16 protein-coding genes are annotated in these 22045 nt (G+C 61.4%); 11 read left to right on the top strand and 5 right to left on the bottom strand.

The annotated features are described in order from the left end of the window. Nucleotides 1–244 precede the first annotated feature (244 nt). From PB2503_RS11530 to PB2503_RS11515, 4 genes are read left to right on the top strand one after another with little or no spacing between them, the layout of a single operon-like run. Nucleotides 245–1018: an enoyl-CoA hydratase gene (locus PB2503_RS11530; protein WP_013301435.1), complete on the top strand. Its 774-nt coding sequence runs from the start codon at nucleotides 245–247 to the stop codon at nucleotides 1016–1018. Nucleotides 1019–1071: 53 nt separating this feature from the next. Further along, entirely contained in the window at nucleotides 1072–2967 is a 1896-nt protein-coding gene (locus tag PB2503_RS11525) for a cation:proton antiporter (RefSeq protein WP_013301434.1), read from the top strand. A 55-nt stretch (nucleotides 2968–3022) separates the two neighbouring features. Further along, nucleotides 3023–3904, top strand: coding sequence for a sensor histidine kinase (locus PB2503_RS11520; RefSeq protein ID WP_013301433.1), 882 nt, complete (start codon nucleotides 3023–3025; stop codon nucleotides 3902–3904). Beyond that, nucleotides 3901–5532: an ATP-binding protein gene (locus PB2503_RS11515; protein ID WP_013301432.1), complete on the top strand. Its 1632-nt coding sequence runs from the start codon at nucleotides 3901–3903 to the stop codon at nucleotides 5530–5532. Before PB2503_RS11520 ends, PB2503_RS11515 begins: the two co-directional genes overlap by 4 nt. Here PB2503_RS11515 and PB2503_RS11510 read toward each other — a convergent pair. Both PB2503_RS11510 and PB2503_RS14135 read right to left on the bottom strand, forming a co-directional pair. Next, a complete protein-coding gene (locus PB2503_RS11510) occupies nucleotides 5526–6035 on the bottom strand; it encodes a DUF302 domain-containing protein (RefSeq protein ID WP_158305850.1) in 510 nt (169 codons plus the stop codon). The genes PB2503_RS11515 and PB2503_RS11510 overlap by 7 nt on opposite strands. 26 nt (nucleotides 6036–6061) lie before the next feature. Then, complete coding sequence (locus tag PB2503_RS14135; protein WP_013301430.1) at nucleotides 6062–7090, bottom strand: patatin-like phospholipase family protein; 1029 nt, start codon at nucleotides 7088–7090, stop codon at nucleotides 6062–6064. 139 nt (nucleotides 7091–7229) lie between these two features. Here PB2503_RS14135 and PB2503_RS11500 point away from each other — a divergent pair, with 139 nt between their 5' ends. Beyond that, nucleotides 7230–10220 (top strand): ATP-binding protein, encoded by a 2991-nt coding sequence (locus PB2503_RS11500; protein ID WP_013301429.1) that lies wholly within the window; start codon nucleotides 7230–7232, stop codon nucleotides 10218–10220. 42 nt (nucleotides 10221–10262) lie between these two features. Here PB2503_RS11500 and PB2503_RS11495 read toward each other — a convergent pair whose 3' ends face one another. Continuing rightward, on the bottom strand, nucleotides 10263–12482 hold the full coding sequence (locus PB2503_RS11495) for a S9 family peptidase (RefSeq protein WP_013301428.1): 2220 nt from the start codon (nucleotides 12480–12482) through the stop codon (nucleotides 10263–10265). Nucleotides 12483–12575: 93 nt separating this feature from the next. Further along, the gene (locus PB2503_RS11490; RefSeq protein ID WP_013301427.1) at nucleotides 12576–15629 is read right to left on the bottom strand and encodes a helicase-related protein; all 3054 of its coding nucleotides are present in this window, start codon (nucleotides 15627–15629) and stop codon (nucleotides 12576–12578) included. Between the two features lie 348 nt (nucleotides 15630–15977). Between PB2503_RS11490 and PB2503_RS11485 the strand changes: the two genes are divergently transcribed. Together PB2503_RS11485 and PB2503_RS11480 are read left to right on the top strand one after the other, a co-directional pair. After that, on the top strand, nucleotides 15978–16250 hold the full coding sequence (locus PB2503_RS11485; RefSeq protein ID WP_013301426.1) for an HU family DNA-binding protein: 273 nt from the start codon (nucleotides 15978–15980) through the stop codon (nucleotides 16248–16250). A 122-nt stretch (nucleotides 16251–16372) separates the two neighbouring features. Then, nucleotides 16373–18019 carry a CTP synthase gene (locus tag PB2503_RS11480; protein ID WP_013301425.1) on the top strand — a complete coding sequence of 549 codons (1647 nt, stop codon included), beginning with the start codon at nucleotides 16373–16375 and terminating at the stop codon, nucleotides 18017–18019. Nucleotides 18020–18032: 13 nt separating this feature from the next. On the opposite strand, the gene PB2503_RS15075 is transcribed toward PB2503_RS11480, so the two are convergent. Beyond that, nucleotides 18033–18398, bottom strand: coding sequence for a hypothetical protein (locus PB2503_RS15075; protein ID WP_013301424.1), 366 nt, complete (start codon nucleotides 18396–18398; stop codon nucleotides 18033–18035). A 281-nt stretch (nucleotides 18399–18679) separates the two neighbouring features. On the opposite strand from PB2503_RS15075, the gene rpmF reads away from it, so the two are divergent. From rpmF to lipA, 4 genes are all read left to right on the top strand, one after another. After that, complete coding sequence (gene rpmF, locus PB2503_RS11470) at nucleotides 18680–18862, top strand: 50S ribosomal protein L32 (RefSeq protein WP_013301840.1); 183 nt, start codon at nucleotides 18680–18682, stop codon at nucleotides 18860–18862. Between the two features lie 272 nt (nucleotides 18863–19134). Then, nucleotides 19135–20409, top strand: a complete 1275-nt coding sequence (gene eno / locus PB2503_RS11465; RefSeq protein ID WP_013301422.1) for a phosphopyruvate hydratase — start codon at nucleotides 19135–19137, stop codon at nucleotides 20407–20409. A 228-nt stretch (nucleotides 20410–20637) separates the two neighbouring features. Beyond that, on the top strand, nucleotides 20638–21048 hold the full coding sequence (locus PB2503_RS11460; RefSeq protein WP_158305849.1) for an FtsB family cell division protein: 411 nt from the start codon (nucleotides 20638–20640) through the stop codon (nucleotides 21046–21048). 31 nt (nucleotides 21049–21079) lie between these two features. Beyond that, nucleotides 21080–22033 carry a lipoyl synthase gene (gene lipA / locus PB2503_RS11455; protein ID WP_013301420.1) on the top strand — a complete coding sequence of 318 codons (954 nt, stop codon included), beginning with the start codon at nucleotides 21080–21082 and terminating at the stop codon, nucleotides 22031–22033. The last annotated feature ends 12 nt before the right edge of the window (nucleotides 22034–22045 follow it).

Below are 22045 nucleotides of genomic sequence, written 5' to 3'. Positions count from 1 at the left end.
AAGCACGAAAAGGCCAATCACGATAAGGGCGGTCATCTCGGAACCTCATATTGTCGACGTGCTAGCCGGTAAGCGACATTGACACCAGCGTCTAGGGGGGCTGCCCTCGTACAGGGGACGGATATCCGCCTTATGATTGGTGAGCCGGCCTCACGTCAGCCAGCGTCCCTTGAGGCAGGGCGAAGGTGCGCGTAGTAGCCGCCTCCAGCCTACGATCTAGCTTATGCAAAAGGAGAGGCGATCGATGTACGAAACGATCGAGACAGCTAAGGACGACGCGGTATTGGTCGTGACGCTGAACCGACCAGACGCGCTGAACGCCTTGAACGCGCAGCTCATGGCCGAACTCAGCGACGCGCTCAAACAGGCCGAGGGTGACAATGCCGTCGGGGCGATCGTGATCACCGGATCGGAAAAGGCCTTCGCCGCCGGCGCGGACATCAAGGAAATGGCCTCTGGTGAGTTCGCCACCATGTATCTTGAGGATAAGGTCAGCTCCGGCTTCGATCAGATCAATCGGTGCCGCAAACCGATCATTGCGGCGGTCGCCGGCTATGCGCTTGGCGGCGGATGCGAACTGGCCATGGCGTGCGATTTTATCCTTGCCGCGGATACGGCCAAATTTGGCCAGCCCGAGATTACGATCGGTGCCATCCCCGGGGCCGGCGGCACCCAGCGCCTGGCGCGCTCGGTGGGGAAAGCCAAGGCCATGGAATTATGCCTCACCGGTCGCATGATGGCGGCGGACGAGGCAGAGCGATGCGGGCTCGTCTCGCGCGTGGTTCCCGCCGCAGACCTCAATAGCGAAGCGATTGAAACGGCGAAAAAGATCGCCGGTTTCTCCCGGCCGGTGACCTTGATGGTGAAAGAAGCGGTCAATCGCGCCTTCGAAACCTCCCTCCAGGAGGGGCTGTTGTTTGAGCGGCGGAGCTTCCATGCTGTGTTTGCTCTCGAAGATCAGGCGGAGGGCATGGCCGCCTTTGTGGAGAAACGGAAACCGGCCTTCAAGAATAAGTGAGCCTTGCAAAGGTGCCCCTCGATCGGTTCGGCGACGACATAAGGAATCCCTGAATGGGTGAGTATATTGTTCTGGCGGTGACGCTCATCGGCATTCTGGGCATTGGCGCCCAGTGGCTGGCCTGGCGCACCAACATGCCCGCGATCGTTCTGATGTCGATCGCCGGTCTCATCATCGGACCGCTATTCGGTATTCTGCGCCCTGAGGAACAATTCGGCGATTTCTATCGGCCGATCATTTCAATCGCGGTGGCGGTCATTTTGTTTGAGGGCGGATTGCAACTCAAGTTCAGTGAGTTGCGGGGGCTTGGCCGCGGGGTTGGTCAAATCGTGTTTATCGGCGGGCCGCTTGCCTGGCTGTTCGGCGCGATTGCCGGGCACTACGTTGCCGGGCTCGATTGGCCGACGGCGATACTCTTTGCGGGTATCATGATCGTGACCGGGCCGACGGTCATCATTCCTCTGCTTCGCCAGGCCAAGTTGTCGACCCGACCTTCCGCTCTGTTGAAATGGGAAGGCATCATCAATGACCCCATCGGGGCGTTGGCGGCGGTCATCACCTATGAATTCGTCATCACTCAATACGGAGAATCTCTTCCCGCCTTCCAAGTATTTGGGAGTTTGTTCGTCGGCACCATTCTGTGCGTCGTGTGGGGGGTGCTCATCGGATTGGGGCTCGCTGAAGTCTTTCGCCGCGGCTGGGCGCCTGAATATCTCAAGGCGCCGATTTTGTTGTCCGCCGTGCTTCTTGCGTTTGAGATGGCCAATCTGCTGCAGGAGGAAGGGGGGCTTCTTGCGGTCACGGCGATGGGGGTGGCCATGGCCAACTCCAAAATGCCCTCGATCAATCAGATCAGGCATTTCAAGGAAACGATCGCGGTCCTTCTGGTGGCTGGGGTCTTTGTTCTGCTGACCGCCAACCTGACCCCGCAAATCCTGGGGCAAATCGACCTTAAAATCATGTTCTTCGTGGGGGTGATGCTCTTCGTGGTGCGGCCCGCCGCGATTTTCCTCGCGACCATCGGGACGGAACTCAAATGGTCCGAACGCGCCCTGGTGGCCTGGATCGCGCCGCGCGGGATCGTGGCTGTCGCCGTTTCAGGGCTGTTTGCTGCCTCGATGGGGCCGGATAGCGGCTTTGAAGAGGGGGGGCTGATGGTGCCCCTGGCCTTTGCCATGGTGTTCGCGACGGTCGTTCTGCATGGTTTCACCATCGCCCCCTTGGGCAAGCTTTTGGGACTGGCCAGCGACGCCCCGCCCGGGGTGCTCATCGTGGGCGCGTCGCCTTGGTCGATCGAATTAGCAAAGAAGATCCACGATCTCGACGTGCCGGTCTTGGTCACCGACCCCAATTACCGCGCCTTGCGCGGCGCTCGGAATGCGGGGATTCCCACATATTATGGCGAGATCCTGTCGGAGGTCTCCGAGCATCACATTGAGTTTGTGCGCTATGGCCATCTTCTGGCGCTGTCTGGGAACGAGGCGCATAATTCGCTTGTCTGCACCGACCTCGCGCCTGAATTAAGCCATAACTCGACCTATCAATTATCCGCAGGCGGTAAAGACGACAGCCGGACCTCGGTCTCATTCGCGCTCCAGGGGCGCAGTTTCCTGTCGGACAAAATGGGGCTTGAGGATCTCTTGCAGCGTCATTGGGCAGGGTGGAAATTCCAATTCACCCGCCTGTCCGAGGCCTTTCCGCCGGAGAGTTACCTTGAACAACTCGACGATGAGGCCATCATCGTCATGGTGCAGCGTCGCCAGGGGCTGACCTTCCAAACGGCCGAAAGCCCGATTCGCCTTCAGCCGGGGGACCGTGTCCTTTCCTATGTCCCGCCGGAAAAAGAGAGTCGTAAAGCCAACGCCCCTGTCGACGCGGAGGGCAAATCAGAAGAAGTCCGTCAGATCGAACAACGGAAGGAGGAGGTGATCGACGACGTCACCCCTTAACCCTCCGTTAACAAAGCTCGCCGTTAGATTAATGGCAGACGGATAGGGAATTTGCATGGCGCCGACCGCGTTTCCGATCAGACGATCCCTCCCTGAACGGAATTCCTTGTTAAGGGAGTATGCCGCCCATTACGGTCGCGCCCTCCGCCGCCGTCAGTCGGATGTCACCTTGCGGGCCGCGAAGATTGAGGCGGAACTGGCCTATCAGGCGCGGGGCGCCTTCCTCGCCTCTATGAACCATGAGCTTCGCACGCCATTGAATGCGATCTCCGGATTTGCAGGCTTGTTGAAGGAGTTAGGGCCGGGCGGGATCGAGCCTGAACAACAGGCCACCTATCTCGACTACATCCTACAGTCCTCGGATCTTTTGCTCTCCCATATCAATACGATTTTAGAGATTGCCGATGCCGAAAGCGGCGGTGCCAAGCTTTCAAGGCGGGCGATCGACCTTGTCGATCTCCTCACGCAAATCGTTTCATCGAGAAAGGCAGAAGCGCCGGGCTCGTCGCTCGACATCGATGTTCCCGAGAGATTGCCGCCGGTAAATGCCGATCCCGATAAAATTGCCGCGGCGGTCGGTCATTTGGTGTCGTTCCTCCTGCCCGAAGAGGGGGAGGGACGGATGCGACTCACCGTAAGGCAGGGCGTGGCGGGGAAGAGCGCGCGCTGGATATACGTTTCCCTGGATAGTCCCGATGCGGTCCATGGAGAGGCGGAGATCGAGGAGGCCTTGAGGGTGTTCGACCATATTCATGAGGGGCTGTATCGCCGCTTCGATCCGGCGAAACTCGGCCTGGCCATCGCCAAGAGCTATATCGAATTGAATGGGGGGCGGTTCAATTATTCCGTTCCCAGCGACCACGGATTACGTGTGCGGTTCGCCCTCCCGCTCGCCGAAGGGGCCCATGCAGAGACCTATGAAAGATTGGCGTCGTGAGCGCGACCGCGGAAACGATTGTCACCCACCAGCAGGATAGCTGGGGCGATTGGCGTATCGGTCGCATCGTGGCGAGCTCGGGAAGTGAACTCGTCGTTCTTCTCGAGGGGAAAGCCGGTCGGGAGAAAGCCAAGATCGGCGATATCGTCCTTGTCGGCGATGGATCCGCCGTCACTGTCACTATCGTCACGGGGATTCAGGAGCCGGCGCCGGGGCTTGATGCCGATACGGAGGATGTGCGGCTTGCTCAGACGGTACTCGTCGGGACGCTTTTCGCCAGAAAAGACAAGAGCTTGCGGTTCGAACGGGCGGTGACCAATATCCCTGCCCTCGGGATGCCCGCCGTCCTGGCCGACCCTGCCCTCATCCGCGAAATCTATCGCAGCGACCATGAGGGGATGGTCAGTCTGGGGAGCGTGCCTGGACATGACGAGGTGCATGCGACACTCGACCCCGATTGCTTGCTTGCGGGGGGCTTTGCCATTCTTGGGGCGCCGGGCACGGGGAAAAGCGCCACCATGGCCAGCCTTGGCCGCGCCCTGTTGCGCATTCGGTATAATGCGCAGATCGTCCTGATCGATCCGTTTAACGAATATAGCCGTAGCTTTGGGAAGGCCGCTCAGGTTGTCGATTTCGCGACCGAGGAGCTGCCCCATTGGCTGCTTTCCTTCGAAGAATTGGCCTGGGCGCTGAGCCTCAATGGCGGGGCGCCGGATGAAGGAGAGCTGTCGATACTCGAAGAGGCGGTGCCCTATGCCCGCCAGCGGTTTATTCAGCGTGCCGGTCGGCAACGGTCCCCCGGGCAGACAATATCCGTGAGCAGTCCGGTGCCTTATCGGATTACCGATCTCATTGCCTATATCGATAAGCAGACACAGCTCAATGATGGTCGATCCAACGCCTTGTACCAACGGCTTCGGACCCGGGTCATGGCCTCGATCGCCGATCCGCGGCTAGCCATGGTTTTCGGGGCCGCAACGGTCACGGATACCCTGCCGGCCCTTCTCACCGATCTCTTCGATATCGGCGGGAAAGGGGGGGGGCTGACTGTCGTGCAATTGGGGGGGATCGAAATCGGCGTCAGTCGGTTGATTGTGGCCGTCCTGGCGCGTCTTGCGGGGGCTGTGGCCGAGTGGAGCAATCTTGACCGGCCAACTTTGCTGGTCATCGAGGAGGCGGAGCGGTTTATGCCCGCAACGCCGTCCCCCGGAATAGAAAGTCTCTGTGCCGCACGGTTGTGTGAATTCGAGCTACAATCGCGAAAGCGCGGCGCCGCCCTCGGATTAATTGCCGTCAATCCCCGCGCCATCGACGAAGACATGTTGTCCAGGGCGCAAACCTTCCTACTGCACCGATTGCCGTCGGCGCCGGATGTCGCCTTTGTCGAAGAAATGCTGCCCGAACAGGCGCCTGCCTGTATCGAGCGGCTTGGCATGTTGGCGACAGGCGAGCTGGTGGCGGTCGGCAGGGCCGCGGCGTTGCCTGGCCCCATCCTTCTCCCCGCTCTCCCCGCAGCAGCCATGCCGGGCGCATTGGCGGCGAAATCGGGGACGGGGGCGGATACGGCCGAGGGGATCGCCGATCTGTGGCGACGGGGCGGGGCGCTCTTCGAAGAAGAGGATTACTGATCGCCTGTGGCTTCGCTCGCGATCGACCGCATGGTTTCATCGATTTGCTTGATGATGGCCTCGTCCTCCCCCAGCAAATACGCGCGCTGAAGGAATGGCGCGCCTGACAGGGCAAGATTGACCTTGCCATTGTGCTCATAGACGAGCGCCTTAAGGGGGAGTTCTGCGCCGACAAGCGGCTCGCTTTGCAAGAGCGGTGTGCCGAGGGCGGGATTGCCGAAGATCACGAGGCTGTTGGCGCCCAGCTCCATATCGACCGATTGTGCCCCGGCCTGATGATCGATCACGGCGAAAACAGTCAAATCGCGACGATCCAGCGCTTCAAACAAGGCGGCCATTGTCCCGCTGAAATCATACTGGCTTTCGGTGACGGGAAAGCGATCCTGGATAACGGATTTGCGCACCATTTGCGACTCCGCGGCGGCGGCCGTGTCCGCATCGGAATGACCGCCGTTACAGGACGCGACGACCGCCAAGCTTAGCCCCATGATCACATATTTCATCAGCGATGCTCCCATAACCCCGCCTATCAGCTGTGTGACGGTCCAGACAATGGCTCTTGCCGTCCAGCAAGAGCGGGGGGGTCGCTCGCTGGCGAGGACGCCGCCATGGCGAGCAGGGAAGAGGCCTGGGCCATGGCCGCATTATAGCCTAATCGCTCGAAGGCTTCGTATTGATCGAAGGCGGCCGCTGAGGCGAAGCTGAGATCGGGGGCGAGGCGGACATCGGCGATATCCGTCTTCGACCGCGCGTCTGCCAATTGCGCCTGCACGATGTCGAGGGTGGCGGCCGCGGTTTCAAAGAATTGGGGTTCGGCTTGGGCGACGGCGCGTTGCAGGGCCATACGCTGAGCGATGTCGCGGCGCGCCCCGCCGATCGCTTGGCGTACCGCGGCGAGGGGGCCTGAGCCTTCCGTCTCGATCGCATCCACCGGGATCACCGCGCGGGTCTGGGGGCGATCGAACCGCGACAAGGTCACGGATACCGCATTGAGGTCGACGGCGATCACGCGATCTGCGCCAAGGGCGCGGGCGACATTGACGGGGACCGGGTTCGCCGCGCCGCCATCGATCAACCATCGCTCTTGGTTCCCAAGCTTATATTGCGCCGCCTGAATGACCATCGGCACGGCCGAAGAGGCGCGGCAGGCGTCGAGCACCGAACCTTGATCGAGCCAGACTTCCCGTCCCGTCGCCAGATCGGTTGCCACGGCTGCCCACGGCTTGGGCAAGTCCTCGATCGGCCGGTCGTCTTCTTTGAAAACGGCAAAGGCGCGGGTGGGGTCGATAAATCCGCCCCGCCGGACATTGAGGCCAAACAGGGACACCGCCGATGCGGGGCTCATCGATCGGGCCCAGTCCAAAAAGCGTTCCCAGATACCCAAGAGATGGGCGGCCGAGACCAGGGCGCCCACAGAGCTGCCGGCGTAAATATCGACTTCGATGCCCAATTCATCGAGGGCACGCATGACACCGACATGCGCCCATCCACGGGCCGCCCCCGATCCGAGGGCGAGGCCAATTTTCGGGCGCTTGGTGTTGGGCTCACTAGCTGACATGTTGAACACCCTTACGAAGGATCAGAATCTCGTTAACCCTTTAAGGGAGGGATTCGGATACGGTTCCTGACGAATAGGTATAATTCATTTTCGCAGCCCGTCGCCTCCTTCGTCGCGGCGCGGCTCCTAAAGGCCCCGCATGTCTCTGCCGCTGTTCCGCCGTAAGAAAGCCCGCGTCGATGAAAGCGAGGAAGGGAGAAACGAAACGGCCAGCGGGTCGTTGACCGACCAGTTCGGGGGCTCCCCCTTCTTCGAAGCCGAACTGGTTGACGAGTTCGAATCCGAAATCGCTCGGGGGGGCGACGGCGAGCTCACGGACGAGGAGGATATTCTCGACGTTGTTGAGGCCATGCCGCCGGACTCAACGTCCCAAAAGGATCCTCGCCTTCTCGGTGCGCCCCCGGCTCCCCCAGTGGAGGCCGACATGGACGCGACCGCCGCTGATGACGCCGGAGAAACCGAAGGGGAGACCGAAAACGAAGGGCACCGTCCCGCCGACGCACCGGACCCACATATCGCGGCTAGTGAGGCCGTCGATCAGCATGATCCCCACGCTGATTACCAACGTCCCTACAGCAGCACCCCAGTGCACGATAATTTGGCCTCTGGTGAGCCGCTCATTGAGAAGCTGACGCCCGTTGCGCTATGGGCGGCCGTCGCCCTTGTCTTTGCGAGTCTTATTTACGGGGTCGTTGCCGGCGGGGTGAACGTGCCCACCTTGGCCATTTTCGCAACGGGGGTGGGGATCTTCGCCGCTATTTTGGGGACAGCCGCCGTGACGGGCGCCTATTCGCCACTCCTCCTCAGCGGGATGTTGCTCAATCGCGCCACCGCTTCCCAAGACGAAGCCCTTGGGCTCGCTGGACGCAATGTGCTGGCCGGTCTTGGGCTTGCAGAAAATCTCATCGATGCCGATGTCGATGCGCGGTTGATGACCACCCGCGACGGGGTCGTGGTTTATGCCAACCAACAATATCTCAAACTCGCCAAGGCGGCGGGGGTCACCACCACGACCGGTCTGCCGCCCCGCATTGATCGCCTTTTCGCCCAAGCGGCCGGGGAGAGCTCAAAGATGTTCCGCCTCGCCCGGGCCGCCCGATCGGGCCTTGAGGCCGATGAGGTGATTACCCAGACCATGGGCACCACCGCCGAGCAAACGGTGGTCCGTCGACGCTTCGAAGTATCGGTCAGGCCGATGTCGGATAAAGGCAAGCATATTGCCTGGCGCCTCAAGGAATTGCCGGTCGAAAGTGCGCTTGAGACCTTTCGGCGGGCCTATGACGATTATCCTCGACCGGTCATCGCCCTTGAAAAATCGGGGAATGTGCCCTGGATCAACAAGGCTGGTGTCACCTTCCTCGGCCCCCGGTCCATCAGAGATGCGCATTTGTCCGAATTCGTTCTCGGCGAAGCAAAGGAAATTATCTCTTCCCTATGGGACGAAACGGGCGAGGAACTAGAAAGCCGCGTCAGAACACGGAAGAACGATCAGTCGCAGTCGGTGGCCATCGTCTTCACGCCCTTTACCAAAGCCGGCCTCGGCGAAGGGTTTGTCTGTGTCGAGATGCTTCCCCGTGAATTGACGGACGCGCATACCGCCACCAGCGATGCGGCGGGGGATGTAACCGAGGCACCGATTGGGGTGGCTCTTGTCGAAGGCGATGTCGGCACCGATGCAAAATTGGCGAGTGTCAACCGTCTGTTCTCGTCCTATTTCGGTGCGAAGCCGGGGATGCGGCTGAACGAAACCCTGTCGAGTGAGGCCGTACGCGACCTTCAGGCAGCTCTCAAAGTGAAGAGCGCGCAAAAACCGCTGACCCAGACTATCGACATGACGATCGGTGAGGGGGCAACGGCCATCAATCTCAAAGTATTGGCACGGCCTATTAAGCGCCGTCGCGGGGCCTATGGTCCGCGGCAAACGGTCCTATACGCTCTCGACGTGTCGTTCCAAAAGCGCATGGAAGAAGACTACGCCCACGACAAGCGTCTCAAAGCGATCGGCAAGATCGCGGGGAGTGTCGCCCACGATTTCAATAACTTCCTCCAAGCCATTCTCGGGGCCACAGAGTTGATGATGCGTCGGCATCCGGCGGGGGACCCGTCATATCAGGATCTGGTGGAGATTAAGGAGAATTCTCAGCGCGCCCGGAACCTCACCTCGAATCTTCTCGCCTTCTCTCGCAAGCAAACCTTGCAGGCTGAAATTCTCTCGGTTTCGGACGTCTTGTCTGAGTTCCAGCCCTTCGTTCAGCGCTATGTAACGGAGAAGGTGAAGGTGAGCCTTGAGCACGGCCGAAATGTCGGATGTTTTAAGGTCGATCGCGCGCAGCTGGAGCTTGCGATCATGAACCTTGCGGTCAATGCACGCGACGCGATGGAAAAAGGCGGTACATTGACCATTTCATCAAAGCGGGTGAAGGCTGAAGATGTCGCTGGTTACGGCTATGCGGTCCTCGATGAGATCGACCATATTCTGATTGAGGTGAGCGATACCGGACCGGGGGTCCCTGAAGAGATTGCCGATAAAATTTTCGAGCCCTTCTTCACGACCAAGGGCGAGGGGAAGGGCACAGGTCTCGGTCTGTCGACCGTCCACGGCATTATCGGCCAGTTGGGGGGGCGGATCTTCTTGAAAAACCGGCCGGGAGAGGGGGCGACGTTCCTGATCTTCCTGCCTGCTCTCAGTGCCGATGTCGTGCCTGAGCAGCCACAGATCGATGAGGCAAGTGCGGCGGCCTCCCGCGTTGTAGATCTTACCGGGAAAGGTCGCATCCTGATCGTTGAGGATGAAACGAGCGTCAGGAATGTGGTCGTGCGCGCCCTTGGGTCCTGTGGGTACGATATTGTGGAGGCCGCGGATGGCGATGAGGCATTGGAAATCATCGAAGACGATGACGGTCATTTCGATGTCATCCTGTCGGATATCATGATGCCGGAAATGGATGGGCCGACGCTGATCCAAGAAGCCGGGGACAAGATCGCCGGGGTCAAGGTGATCTTCATGTCCGGCTATGCCGAGACCGCCATGCGCGACAAATTGGGCGAGATCAAAGGCGCGGGGTATCTGCAAAAACCCTTCACCCTGAAAAAGGTCGCCGCCGTCGTGAAAGAGGCGATGACCAGCTGACAGGGCGGGGCCGGTTTGGGCCCCGGGGCGGACGTGCTGCGCTTATGGCGACGGGGTAAGCCGCTCGTCGAAAAAGCGAAGCGTCACTTGATCCCGGTGCAGCCGATTTTCCCGCTGCCTGAACCCGTGCTTTTCCCCAGGATAGGTCATCAGGGTAAAGTCAGTGCCCGCCTCTTGCAGGCACGCCATGACATCGATGGTGTTCTGAAAAATGACATTGTCATCCGCCATGCCGTGAATGAGGAGGAGCGCATCGTCTTTGATCCCGTCAAGATAGGTGAGGACCGAAGCCGCGTCATAGGCCTCCGCCACTTGCCTGGGGTCGCCCATATAGCGTTCTGTATACCCAGTATCATAGGTGCGCCAGTCGCTGACGGGGGCGCCTGACGCTCCGGCCCGGTAGAGATCTGGGTTCTGGGCCAGCATCATCAAGGTCATATAGCCGCCATAGGACCAGCCCTGCACGCCGATACGCGCGGCATCGACGAAGGGACGGTCCGAGAGCCACCTCGTCCCCGCCGCCTGATCGACGACTTCCGGCTGCCCCATCCGCCGATAAAGCACATCCTCGAAGGCCTTTCCCCGGTTCCAGGCCCCGCGATTGTCGAGCTTGAAGACGACATAGCCGCGGTCGGCTAGGAGCTGTGCGTAGAGATCCCCCCAGCGATTGGCGACCAGCTGTGCCCTCGGTCCGCCATAGACAAGCTGAACGGCCGCGGCGGGGGTCTCCGCCCTTGCTGTCTCGGGCACCAACAGGGCGTAGTCCATCATCTGACCGTCTTCGGCCTCGATGTGGCCAAACGTCCAGGGACGGTGGCTCTCTAGATAGGGGGCATAGGGATGAGACTCATCGAGCCGATTTTCGACAAGCCAGAAATCGCGGTCCTTACCGGGGGATCGGACATCCACCTGAGGGGGCTGATCGATGGAGGAGTAGCGATGGATAAGACGGCTGCAATCCGCCGAATAGCTACCGCCATGCCAGCCCGCTTCGGTGGTGAGCTGCTCGGGCGCGCCCCCCTCAAGAGGGACGCGAAAGAGATGCTGCTCGATCGCTTGATCCTTGGAGGCGGTGATATAGAGCGCGCCACCTGCCTCGCCCTCGTTCACGCAATTGATCGAGGCGACAGGCCAATCCCCGCTGGTGATCTGCCTCAACAGCGTTCCGTCTCCATCGTACTGATAGATATGATTGTAGCCGCTACGCTCTGACTCCCATAGAAAGGTGCCATCATCGAGAGAGGTGAGGCCACCACGCTTATTCAGCCAAGTCTCGCTCGTCTCGGTCAGGACAAGCGTGCTGTTCCCCGTGGCCGGATCGACCCGGAGGAGGTCGAGGCGCTTTTGATCCCGCGACAAGCGTTGAACATAAGGGGTGCCGCCATGCCAGGTGACATCGATGATATAGATATCGTCATCAGGACCCAGATCGATTTCCCGGACACCCCGACGGTCGGGTCTGGCGAGAAAAAGGGAGATATCGACATTATCCGTCCCCGCAAAGGGATAACGCTGTGTGATCGTCTCTGTCCCCTCACGCGTAAAATCGAGGCGCTCCACCTCATCGACGGGGCTTTCATCGATTTGAGTAAAGACGATATATTCATCGTTTCTCGACCACCAATAGCCGGTGTTGCGCTTGAATTCTTCTTGCGCGACGAATTCGGCGGTCGCATTTCGCACGGTGTCGCTCGCGCCGAAGGTGACCTGACGCTCCTTGCGTCGATCGAGGTCATAGACAAACAATTCGTTGTCCCGGACATAGGAAACGAACCCGCCGGCGGGGGAAATTTTCGGGTCAGTCTCGAAAGCCTCGGTGTCGGTGATCTGCTGCGGGGCCATGACGTTCAGGTCAAAGAGGAAGACATCGCCTTCAATAGGAAAGAGAATGCTCTCCCCCGCGCCATCCCATTGATAGCTGATAATCCCCGTCTCGTAGATGCGTTGACGCTCCCGCCGGTTCTTTTCCTCCTCGGACAGATCGCCACTGGTTTCCGTCACCTGGTCGGACCGGACAAGGATCGTGGCCTCGCCATTCACCACATCATACGCCCAAAGATCGAGGGTACGGGCATCGTCCTCCCGCCCGCGAAGGAGGGTAATCTGGCGCCCATCCGGTGAGAAACTTGGTGAGCGGAGGGAAGGGCCTGACAGGGCTGCTTCTTGATGCAGGGCGCTGACCGTCAGGTCGTCGGCGGCAAGCGCGGGGATCAGCGCTGCCGAGGCGGAGAGGATCAATAACGACCGAAGGGGGCGAACCATGGCACAGCTCCTAATGAAGGGGCCGCCCCCGGCATGGGGCGACCCGTTGGGGTTCCAAATCGCCGCCCGGGCCAAGGGCAAGCAAGACACCCCTTATTTTTTGTCTTTCAGACTGGCGAGCACCGCGAAGGGGGAATCGGGATCGGGCTCCTTCCCTGATCGTTTGGGGCCGGAAGAAAAAGTGCGAGGACCCTGGTCTTTAGCCTTATCCTTCGGCTTGCCGCGCTGTCCTTTACCCTTTCCTTTGCCCCCAGGCCCCCGATCGCTGCGCTCGCGGGAGGTTGTGGGCGCGTCGTCTCCCCGTTTCCCTTTCGGCTTGCCGCGCCGTTCTCCCTCGCGCTTGGCCCTCGGCGGTGACCAGTGCCAAACGGTGACCTCCACCGTTTCGGTCTCCTCGGTCGGTTTCGGAGACGCCTCGACCGCCGCTGCCTGAGGAGAGGGGGGGAGTTCTTCCTCTGACGGGGGGATTGTCGCGCCGTCGGCTGCGGGCGCTTCGGAGTCTGCGGCTACCTTTGGGGCCGCCATATCGGGGGGGGTCTGTGTGGTGGGCACCTGGATCGTGACCTCGCCGGGGGCGGCGGTGGCGGCATCGGCAGGCGCGGCTTCGCCCTCGGCCGCGTCCCCTTCCGTCGCGTCGGCTGGGCGCGCAGGCCCACGCTCCTCTTTCGGCTTGAGGCTGAGGGTCCGCTTAGGGACGGTTTTTGTGATCGTTGCTTTCTTGAACCCTAAGGACAGGAGGATCCCTTCGAAGTCTTCCCCGGACGCGCCCACGAGGCTCATCATCCGGCTCGTGGTCTCAAACCCTTCCTTCCCGGCGGCTTCTCGCGCTTGGCGCACTTCTCCTGCTAACCGCTCGAGCATATCGATCCGTACAGCTCTTTTCCCCGACGGTCGGTAGCCGCTGGCAAAATAGAAGGCGTGCGGCAGCGTCTCGTCGAATTCGACGGAGGTGGCGCCCGCCTGGGGCGGCGTGAGGTTGTCGAGATCCTGGTCGTCCCACAACGCCCAGAGAAGCGCCAGAAACTGCGCCGGCGCCGGCTTGAGAAGGCTTGGGATGTGAATTGTATATTCGCCGAACCGTACCCCCAGCTTGCGGAGCTTGGCCCGCTCATCTTGTTCAAGAGCCTTGATCTCACTGGCGATTTGCCGACGGGAGACCGCCCCGAAATTCTCGATCAACCGGAAGGCGACACCCCTGGCGCCCGGGCCGAGAATGTCTGCACCCTCGGTCACCTCGTTCGCCGCCTTTTGCAGGCCGACCAGCGGGGAGGCGAGACTTTCCACTTGATCGGCGATGAACGCGCGGATGCGATCCTCGATCCGGGGCAGGCACTGGGCGGGAAGGTGATCGACGGCCACCAGACGGAAATTGGGGCGTAAGGGCAGAGGCCCTTTTTCGAGCTGGGCGACAACGGATTGGCGCCACCAGATCAGCCCGCCATCCCGCAGCGAGAACTCATGAAAACCCGCCGCCGCCAGGGCCGCCGCCCGCGCGGCGAGTTCCGGTCGCAGCGCCTTTAATGCCGCGTAACGGACCGCTTTCGCATGCGGACCTTTCGCGCGCGGATCGAGAATAAATTGGAACCCGAGCAAACGGCCGACAAATTCGCCTTCCACGATGACCTCTCCATCGTCGGTGACGCCGGCCAGCAGCGGGGCGTCATCTTTGAGCTTCTTGAGCAGAACTGAGGTACGCCGGTCAATGAAGCGTTGTGTGAGCTTTTCATGCAGCGTGTCCGATAGCGCATCCTCAAGGGCGCGCGCCTCATCCTGCCAGTGCGGGGCATTCTCAAGCCAGCCTGCCCGATGGGACAGATAGGTCCAGGTCCGCACATGGGCGATTCGGTTCGACAGGGCATCGACGTCGCCGTCGAGGCGGGTCAGCCGCTTGAGCTGCGTCATTACAAACGCCGAGGGGATTTCCCCCCGGTCGAGAAGCTGGAGATAGATCTCCCCCAGCATGGCCGCGTGCTGATCGGGGGTGACTTTCCGAAAATCAGGCACCTGACAGACCTCCCACAACAGCTTGAGGGCCGCCCCGCCCCGCGCGCGGTCGTGAATGTCGTGACGGCGGGTCAGGCGCCGCAAAGTGTCCTCATCATCGTCCATCCGCGCGCGCACCAGTTCGGGCCGCGGCGGCTTTTGCTCCAGTGCGCGGAGGAGCGCGGGCAGGGAGCGGAAATCCAGGGTGGGGTTCCGCCATTGTAGGGCCTGGACAGGATCGAAGCGATGGTTCGTCACCTGCTCGATCAGGTCGTCGGGCAGGGGACGGCAATCGGCGGTGGTGCCCCAAGTTCCGTCCCTGACATGGCGTCCGGCGCGACCGGCAATTTGTCCCACCTCGGCAGGGAGCAGACGTCGCGACTGCCGTCCGTCGAATTTCGACGCGCCGGCAAAGGCGACATGGTCGATATCCATGTTGAGGCCCATGCCGATCGCATCGGTGGCGACGAGGTAGTCGACTTCACCCTCGTTATAGAGCGCGGCCTGCGCGTTCCGGGTCCGAGGGCTGAGGGCCCCCATCACCACCGCGGCCCCGCCCCGTTGCCGACGGACAAGTTCGGCGATGGAATAGACGCTGTCCGCGCTGAAGGCGACGATGGCCGAGCGCCGGGGCAGGCGCGTGACCTTTTTGTGGCCCGCGAATGTCAGGTTCGAAAACCGGTCGCGACTGACAAAGTCGATATCGTCGATCAGGCGCTTCAGGAGCGGTCGCATCGTGTCCGAGCCCAGGAACAGGGTCTCATGCTGGCCGCGAGCATGGAGAAGACGATCGGTGAAGACCCGGCCCCGTTCGGGATCGGCGGCGAGTTGGACCTCATCAATGGCGAGAAACGGGACCTCTCGTTCGAGGGGCATCGCCTCGACCGTGCAGACGAAATAGCGCGCGGCGCGGGGGATGATCTTCTCCTCCCCCGTCACCAGGGCGACCGCCCGTTCCCCCCGGCGGGCCACAAGCTTTTCATAGACCTCCCGCGCCAGGAGCCGCAGCGGCAGGCCGATCATCCCGCCGGCATAGGCCATCATCCGTTCGAGGGCGTAGTGGGTCTTGCCGGTATTGGTCGGTCCGAGAACGGCTGTGACGCCCGCCGGCGCTGTTCTGGCCCTGTGGGGCATCGTCGGGGAGGAGAGGTTCAGGGGCGGCATGAGCGACCCATAGGCATCGACACAACTGACTAGGTAGAGCGCTCGCCGGGGGAGTGCAAATCTACCCTCATTTGGCGGGGCTAAAGGGGGGCTTTTGTGCCGAATCGTTGCGACTTTGGACGCGAATATCCCCCGGTCATGCGGCAAAGCGGCGGTGTTAAGGCCATCATGCCAGAGAAAACCTGTCTATTTCCGTATCAGAAACGATGCTTTTAACCACTGCGATTGCATGATGCACGCAGCGCAACACAAGGCGTAAAGCCCCGAAAAACGGTATCTTTTGATTTGACGCGGTCCCGCCTCAGTCGCACCGTCGGCGACGGGTTAACGATTAAAATGGGAGTTCCAATGAATAAGAATGAATTCGTCGACCGCGTTGCTGCTATTGCCGATATCACCAAGGCCGATGCGGGACGCACTGTCGATGCCGTTTTCGACGCGATCACCGAAGCGCTGAAAAACGGCGACGATGTCCGCATCGTGGGCTTCGGGACGTTTTCTTCCTCACGGCGCCCCGCGCGCGAAGGGCGGAACCCGCGCACCGGCGAAACCATCCAGATCAAAGCGTCGAACCAGCCGAAATTTTCCGCTGGTAAGGGACTGAAAGACGCCCTCAACTAAGCGTCGTCTGAGGTGCAAGGCGCGTTGTCGGAGGCCGGCGGCGCGCTTTTTTTTGTCTTTCGATCAGGGGCGGTGGATTTGGTCTTGCGGCCTTGCCTCGCTCACGCCTAAGCGGGCCTTCCATGACGCGGTACATTTTCATCACCGGCGGCGTGGTCTCCTCACTCGGCAAGGGCGTCGCTTCGGCCGCTCTTGGTGCGCTTCTTCAGGCTCGAGGGTACTCTGTCCGCCTACGGAAGCTCGATCCCTATATCAATGTCGATCCGGGAACGATGTCCCCTTATCAGCATGGGGAAGTGTTTGTGACGGACGATGGGGCCGAGACTGATCTCGACCTTGGGCATTATGAACGCTTCACCGGCGTCAGCGCCAGCCGGGCGGACAATGTCACCACCGGGCAGATCTATTCCTCGATCATCGAGAAGGAGCGTCGCGGCGATTATCTCGGCGCGACGGTTCAGGTGATCCCCCATGTCACCGACGCGATCAAAGAGTTCGTTTTATCCCCTGCCCCCGGCAAGGACGGGGAGATGGCCGATTTTGTGCTCTGTGAAATCGGCGGCACGGTCGGTGACATTGAGGGCCTGCCGTTCTTCGAAGCAATTCGTCAGTTGGGGAACGAATTGCCGAGGGGACGATGTCTCTACATCCATCTGACCTTGATGCCCTATATCCCCGCAGCGGGGGAGATGAAGACCAAGCCCACGCAGCACTCCGTCAAGGAATTGCGGTCGATTGGCATTCAGCCGGAGATCCTGCTGGTTCGGGCTGACCGGCCCATTCCCGAGGGCGAGCGGCGGAAGATTGCGCTTTTCTGCAATGTCCGGCCCAGTTCTGTCATCGAAGCGATGGATGCCCGGACGATTTACGAGGTGCCCTTGGCCTATCACGCCGAAGGGTTCGATGCCGAAGTGCTCTCAGCCTTTGGGATTGACGATGCGCCGCCCCCCGATCTTTCCAAATGGCGGGAAATCGTCAGTCGTATCACCGCCCCCGATGGGGAAGTCACGATCGCGGTGGTGGGCAAATACACCGTCCTGAAGGATGCCTATAAATCCCTGATCGAGGCGCTGATCCATGGCGGCATCGCCAATAATGTCCGCGTTAATATCGAATGGGTGGACTCAGGGGTCTTTGAGGATACCGAGAATGCGGTGTCCCGCCTCCAGTCAGTGCATGGAATCCTGGTCCCCGGCGGTTTTGGGGAGCGAGGCTCGGAGGGGAAAATCAGGGCGGCGGGCTATGCCCGCACCTCCTCGATTCCCTATTTCGGGATCTGCTTCGGCATGCAGATGGCGGTGATCGAGGCGGCGCGAAATCTTCTTGGCCATGCGGACGCCACATCGACGGAGTTTGGTGCAGAAGGTGACCCCGTTGTCGGCCTGATGACCGAATGGGTCCGCGGGGATGTGGTCGAGGAGCGGTCGGGGGACAGCGACCTTGGCGGGACGATGCGTCTTGGCGCCTATGAAGCGAAGCTGTCGCCGGGCTCAAGGGTCAGGGAGATTTACGGCAGCGATACGATCGTTGAGCGCCACCGGCACCGATATGAGGTGGATATGGGCTTGCGGGCCTCGCTCGAGGCCCATGGGGTTCTCTTCTCGGGGCTGTCACCGGATGGTCGCCTCCCTGAAATCATGGAAATCCCCGACCACCCATGGTTCGTGACGGTGCAGTTCCACCCGGAACTCAAATCCCGCCCCTTCGATCCGCACCCTCTCTTCGCGAGCTTCATCAAGGCGGCCCTTGATCGGTCGCGCTTAGTCTAACCTCGTCTCGCCCCTAGATGGCCTGTCTGAGGGCGTCGGGGGCGGCGAACCCCAATTGTTTGATGGCCATGCCGCGGAAGGCGGTTTTGCGCCATTCGGGCAGGCTGGTGAAGCGGGCGGTGGGGGTGCCGCCGATGCGCGCCCGCTGGGTGGGGGAGAGCTCTTCTTCGAAGGCGGCCTCGGCGAGGAGGTCGACGAGCCGTTTTTGGGCCGGGGACAGAATCGGCCAGGAGGCGCGGGCGAGGTCCTGCACCGTGGCGATGGGCTCGGCGGCGCTGGCCTTGGGGGGGGCGATGGCGAGCATTCCGGCGATGATGAGCCCCCCAAGCAGGAAAGAGCGGCGGAGAGCGGCGAGGGGGAACGCAACGCGAAGGGACATGAGAGCACCTTGAAACTTGCCCAAGGATTACCCTTTCAGATGTCTCAAAGCCGTCACTTTAAGGGATTGTCTTTTATCGGTTTTCAGTAAGCTTAACGGGGTCTTTCTTTACGCTGATGAGGGGGGATGAGGGGGGATGAGGGGGGAGGGGCCCGCCGCATCGGGGCCTTGTCTTTTGTCGGGGCGGCGCGTATTGGCAGCGTCTTTTCGACCCCCGATGGCTGGGGCGGCGGCGCCGCGTCGGTCGTCCTCGGTCAGAACCCAGGAGAAGGAGCCTCGCCATGGCTGTCCCCAAGAGTAAGGTCACCCGCGCCAAACGCGGCATGCGCCGGGCCCATGATGCGCTGGGCGCCCCGTCCTTCATTGAGGACCGGGAGAGCGGCAATCTGCGCCGCAACCACCATATCGACCTGAAGGCCGGCACCTATCGCGGCCGCCAGGTCCTGCCGCCCCAGGACGACTAAGGCCCTCGCGAGAACGCCCCGCCGATGCCGGCCGGGCCCTGGCGCCCTTGACTGGCGCGGGGGTCAGGGCAGCGGTAAGGGGGTGCCGCGCGATGGCGTTAAGGCGGCGGGGTTAATGCGGCCCGCCCAAGCGAAAAATTTTCTCAAAAAAAGCTGCGAAGACCACCGCGCAAAAGCGAGGGCGCGAGGCCCCCGCCTCATCGGCGCCGCCCGCATCTTCCGCTTTGCGGCAGGATAGTCCATAGCAGAGCAGACGTTTGCGAGGAGGCTCTATGACCGCGATTATCGACATCAATGCCCGGGAAATTCTCGACAGCCGCGGCAATCCGACGGTTGAAGTCGATGTGTTCACCGAAGATGGCGTGATGGGACGGGCCGCGGTGCCCTCCGGCGCCTCCACCGGCGTTCACGAGGCCCATGAGCGCCGCGATGGCGGCGAGCGGTATGGCGGCAAGGGCGTGCGCGGGGCGGTCGATGCCGTCAATTCTTCGATTTTCGAAGCGATTGTCGGCCTCGATGTCGAAGAGCAGGTCTTTATCGACGAAGCGATGATCGACCTCGACGGCTCCCCCAACAAAGCGTCCCTCGGGGCGAATGCTATTTTGGGGGTCTCCCTCGCCGTGGCCAAGGCGGCCGCCAAGCAGACCGGCCAGCCGCTTTACCGCTATGTCGGCGGGGTCTCGGCGGATCTGTTGCCGGTGCCGATGATGAATATCGTCAATGGCGGGGCCCATGCGGACAACCCCATCGACATCCAGGAATTCATGATCATGCCCACCGGCGCGGGCAGCTTTGCCGAAGCCCTGCGCATGGGGGCGGAAACCTTCCACGCCCTCAAGGCCGAGCTGAAGGCCGCTGGTCACAACACCAATGTCGGGGACGAAGGCGGCTTTGCCCCGACCCTGTCCTCCACCGACGAAGCCCTCGATTTCATCATGAAAGCGATCGACAAGGCAGGCTACACCGCCGGTGACGACATGCACCTCGCCCTCGATGTGGCGAGTACGGAGTTCTACAAGGACGGCAAATATCACCTCGAAGGGGAGGGCAAGACCCTCGATGCCGCCGGGATGACCGACTATCTCGTCCGCCTCGTGGATGCCTATCCCATCATCTCGATCGAGGATGGCATGGCCGAAGACGATTGGGACGGGTGGGTCACCCTGACCGAAAAAATCGGCGACCGCTGTCAATTGGTGGGCGATGATTTGTTCGTGACCAATGAAAAACGCCTGGTCACCGGCCTCGAAAAGGGCGCGGCGAACTCGATCCTGGTCAAGGTCAATCAGATCGGTACACTGACCGAAACGATGCGCGCGGTGTCCCGTGCCCATCGCGGCGGCTATACCGCGGTGATGTCTCACCGATCGGGGGAGACCGAGGATACGACCATCGCCGACCTCGCCGTGGCCACGGCCTGCGGTCAGATCAAGACCGGCTCCCTCGCCCGTGCCGACCGGACCGCCAAATATAACCAGCTCCTGCGGATCGAGGAGGATCTGGGCCCCTCCGCCCGCTTTGCCGGCAAATCGATCCTGCGGGGCTAATCCCGCGGGGGGGGGCGACAAAGACTAGTCGGCCTCACCCCTTATCAGCCTGTATCGTTTCGGGACGCCCTTATCGACAAGGTGGCCTGGGGCGGTACAGGACGGGCTTCCGGTAATATTGGTAAACGGACATTTTCACGAAAAGCCGAAAAAACGGCCCCGCGATTCAGACTCTCTTCACCTTGATGAGGCCAAAGCAAAGCCCTTGAGAGGATCGAGAGGTTGGGCTTGTCATTGTCAGTAGTCGGTTTTTTGCAGCCCGTGGCGGCTGCCTTCTTGGTGGTCACCACCGGTTATAATGCGCTCCTGACGGTGAATTCGGACGAAGGTCTGATCGTCGCCGAGCGGCTCGAAGCGGATATCGCGGCACGGCGAGACCATCTTGCGGCCTTGCAATCCCAAAAAACGGCGCTGGAGGAGCGGACCGATCGCCTGCGGGAGGATCGGCTCGACAAGGATCTCCTCGATGAAAAGGTGCGCTCGGTGCTCGGGCTGGCGCGGCCGGATGAATATCTGGTGCGGATGGAGGATCTCGACCGCCTCGCCGCCCTGGCCACGGATGAGGAGGCAGCGCCGCTGCCGGAGGACCCTTTGACCCGCCTTGCGGCCCTTTCGCTGGCGGCGGCGACGGTGCGCTGACAAACCCGCCGCAATTCCCTATCTAAGGGCTATGGTCACTCTCATCGACACCGCCAGCGCGGCCGCGCGTCGCCACCCCGAAAAGCAAAAGCGGCCCGACAGCCCCGTCGGGCGCAAGCCTGAATGGATCCGGGTCAAGGCCCCCGTCTCAGAGGGCTATAAGGAAACCCGACAGATCGTGAAGTCCAAGGGGCTGGTCACCGTCTGTGAGGAGGCGGCCTGTCCCAATATCGGTGAGTGCTGGGAGAAAAAGCACGCCACCATGATGATCCTTGGCGATACCTGCACCCGGGCCTGCGCCTTTTGCAATGTGAAGACGGGCCTGCCCGGCGCCCTCGATGCGGAGGAGCCGGACAAGGTCGGCCGCGCCACCGCCGAAATGGGCCTCAACCATGTGGTCATCACCTCCGTCGACCGGGACGATCTGGCAGATGGCGGCGCCGACCATTTCGCCAAGGTGATCGAGGCGATCCGGCACCATGCGCCGGGCACGACCATCGAAATCCTGACCCCCGATTTTCTGCGCAAACCGTCAGCGGCCCTCGACCGGGTGATCGATGCGGGCCCCGATGTGTTCAACCACAATCTCGAAACCGTGCCGCGGCTCTATCTCTCCATTCGTCCGGGGGCGCGCTATTACCACTCCCTCCGCCTGTTGGAGCGGGTGAAGGAGCGGGCGCCCCGGCAATTCACCAAATCCGGCCTGATGGTGGGCCTGGGCGAGACGCGGGAAGAGGTGATGCAGGTGATGGACGATATGCGCTCGGCGGGGATCGATTTCCTGACCATCGGGCAATATCTTCAGCCGACCCGCAAACACGCCCCGGTGGACCGTTTTGTTCCGCCTGAGGAATTTGCGACCTATGAGTCCATCGCCCGGGCCAAGGGCTTTTTGATGGTCTCCGCCTCCCCCCTCACACGGTCGAGCTATCACGCCGATGCGGATTTCGCCCAGCTCAAGGCGGCGCGGGCGGCGCGGGGCTGAGGGCGGCTGTCA

The sequence above is a fragment of the Parvularcula bermudensis HTCC2503 genome, assembly GCF_000152825.2.
Lineage (GTDB): Bacteria > Pseudomonadota > Alphaproteobacteria > Caulobacterales > Parvularculaceae > Parvularcula > Parvularcula bermudensis.
Note: the sequence above shows the minus strand (reverse complement) of the source record. Positions and strands in the feature narration are given on the sequence as shown.

Excerpts from the sequence above, each read along its gene's own strand:
- rpmF (WP_013301840.1), top strand. The coding sequence starts at position 18,680 with ATGGCTGTCCCCAAGAGTAAGGTCACCCGCGCCAAACGCGGCATGCGC.
- PB2503_RS11500 (WP_013301429.1), top strand. The coding sequence starts at position 7,230 with ATGTCTCTGCCGCTGTTCCGCCGTAAGAAAGCCCGCGTCGATGAAAGC.
- PB2503_RS11525 (WP_013301434.1), top strand. The coding sequence starts at position 1,072 with ATGGGTGAGTATATTGTTCTGGCGGTGACGCTCATCGGCATTCTGGGC.
- PB2503_RS11485 (WP_013301426.1), top strand. The coding sequence starts at position 15,978 with ATGAATAAGAATGAATTCGTCGACCGCGTTGCTGCTATTGCCGATATC.
- PB2503_RS11530 (WP_013301435.1), top strand. The coding sequence starts at position 245 with ATGTACGAAACGATCGAGACAGCTAAGGACGACGCGGTATTGGTCGTG.
- PB2503_RS11490 (WP_013301427.1), bottom strand. The coding sequence starts at position 15,629 with ATGCCGCCCCTGAACCTCTCCTCCCCGACGATGCCCCACAGGGCCAGA.
- PB2503_RS11495 (WP_013301428.1), bottom strand. The coding sequence starts at position 12,482 with ATGGTTCGCCCCCTTCGGTCGTTATTGATCCTCTCCGCCTCGGCAGCG.
- PB2503_RS11520 (WP_013301433.1), top strand. The coding sequence starts at position 3,023 with ATGGCGCCGACCGCGTTTCCGATCAGACGATCCCTCCCTGAACGGAAT.
- eno (WP_013301422.1), top strand. The coding sequence starts at position 19,135 with ATGACCGCGATTATCGACATCAATGCCCGGGAAATTCTCGACAGCCGC.
- PB2503_RS15075 (WP_013301424.1), bottom strand. The coding sequence starts at position 18,398 with ATGTCCCTTCGCGTTGCGTTCCCCCTCGCCGCTCTCCGCCGCTCTTTC.
- PB2503_RS14135 (WP_013301430.1), bottom strand. The coding sequence starts at position 7,090 with ATGTCAGCTAGTGAGCCCAACACCAAGCGCCCGAAAATTGGCCTCGCC.
- PB2503_RS11480 (WP_013301425.1), top strand. The coding sequence starts at position 16,373 with ATGACGCGGTACATTTTCATCACCGGCGGCGTGGTCTCCTCACTCGGC.
- lipA (WP_013301420.1), top strand. The coding sequence starts at position 21,080 with ATGGTCACTCTCATCGACACCGCCAGCGCGGCCGCGCGTCGCCACCCC.
- PB2503_RS11510 (WP_158305850.1), bottom strand. The coding sequence starts at position 6,035 with ATGAAATATGTGATCATGGGGCTAAGCTTGGCGGTCGTCGCGTCCTGT.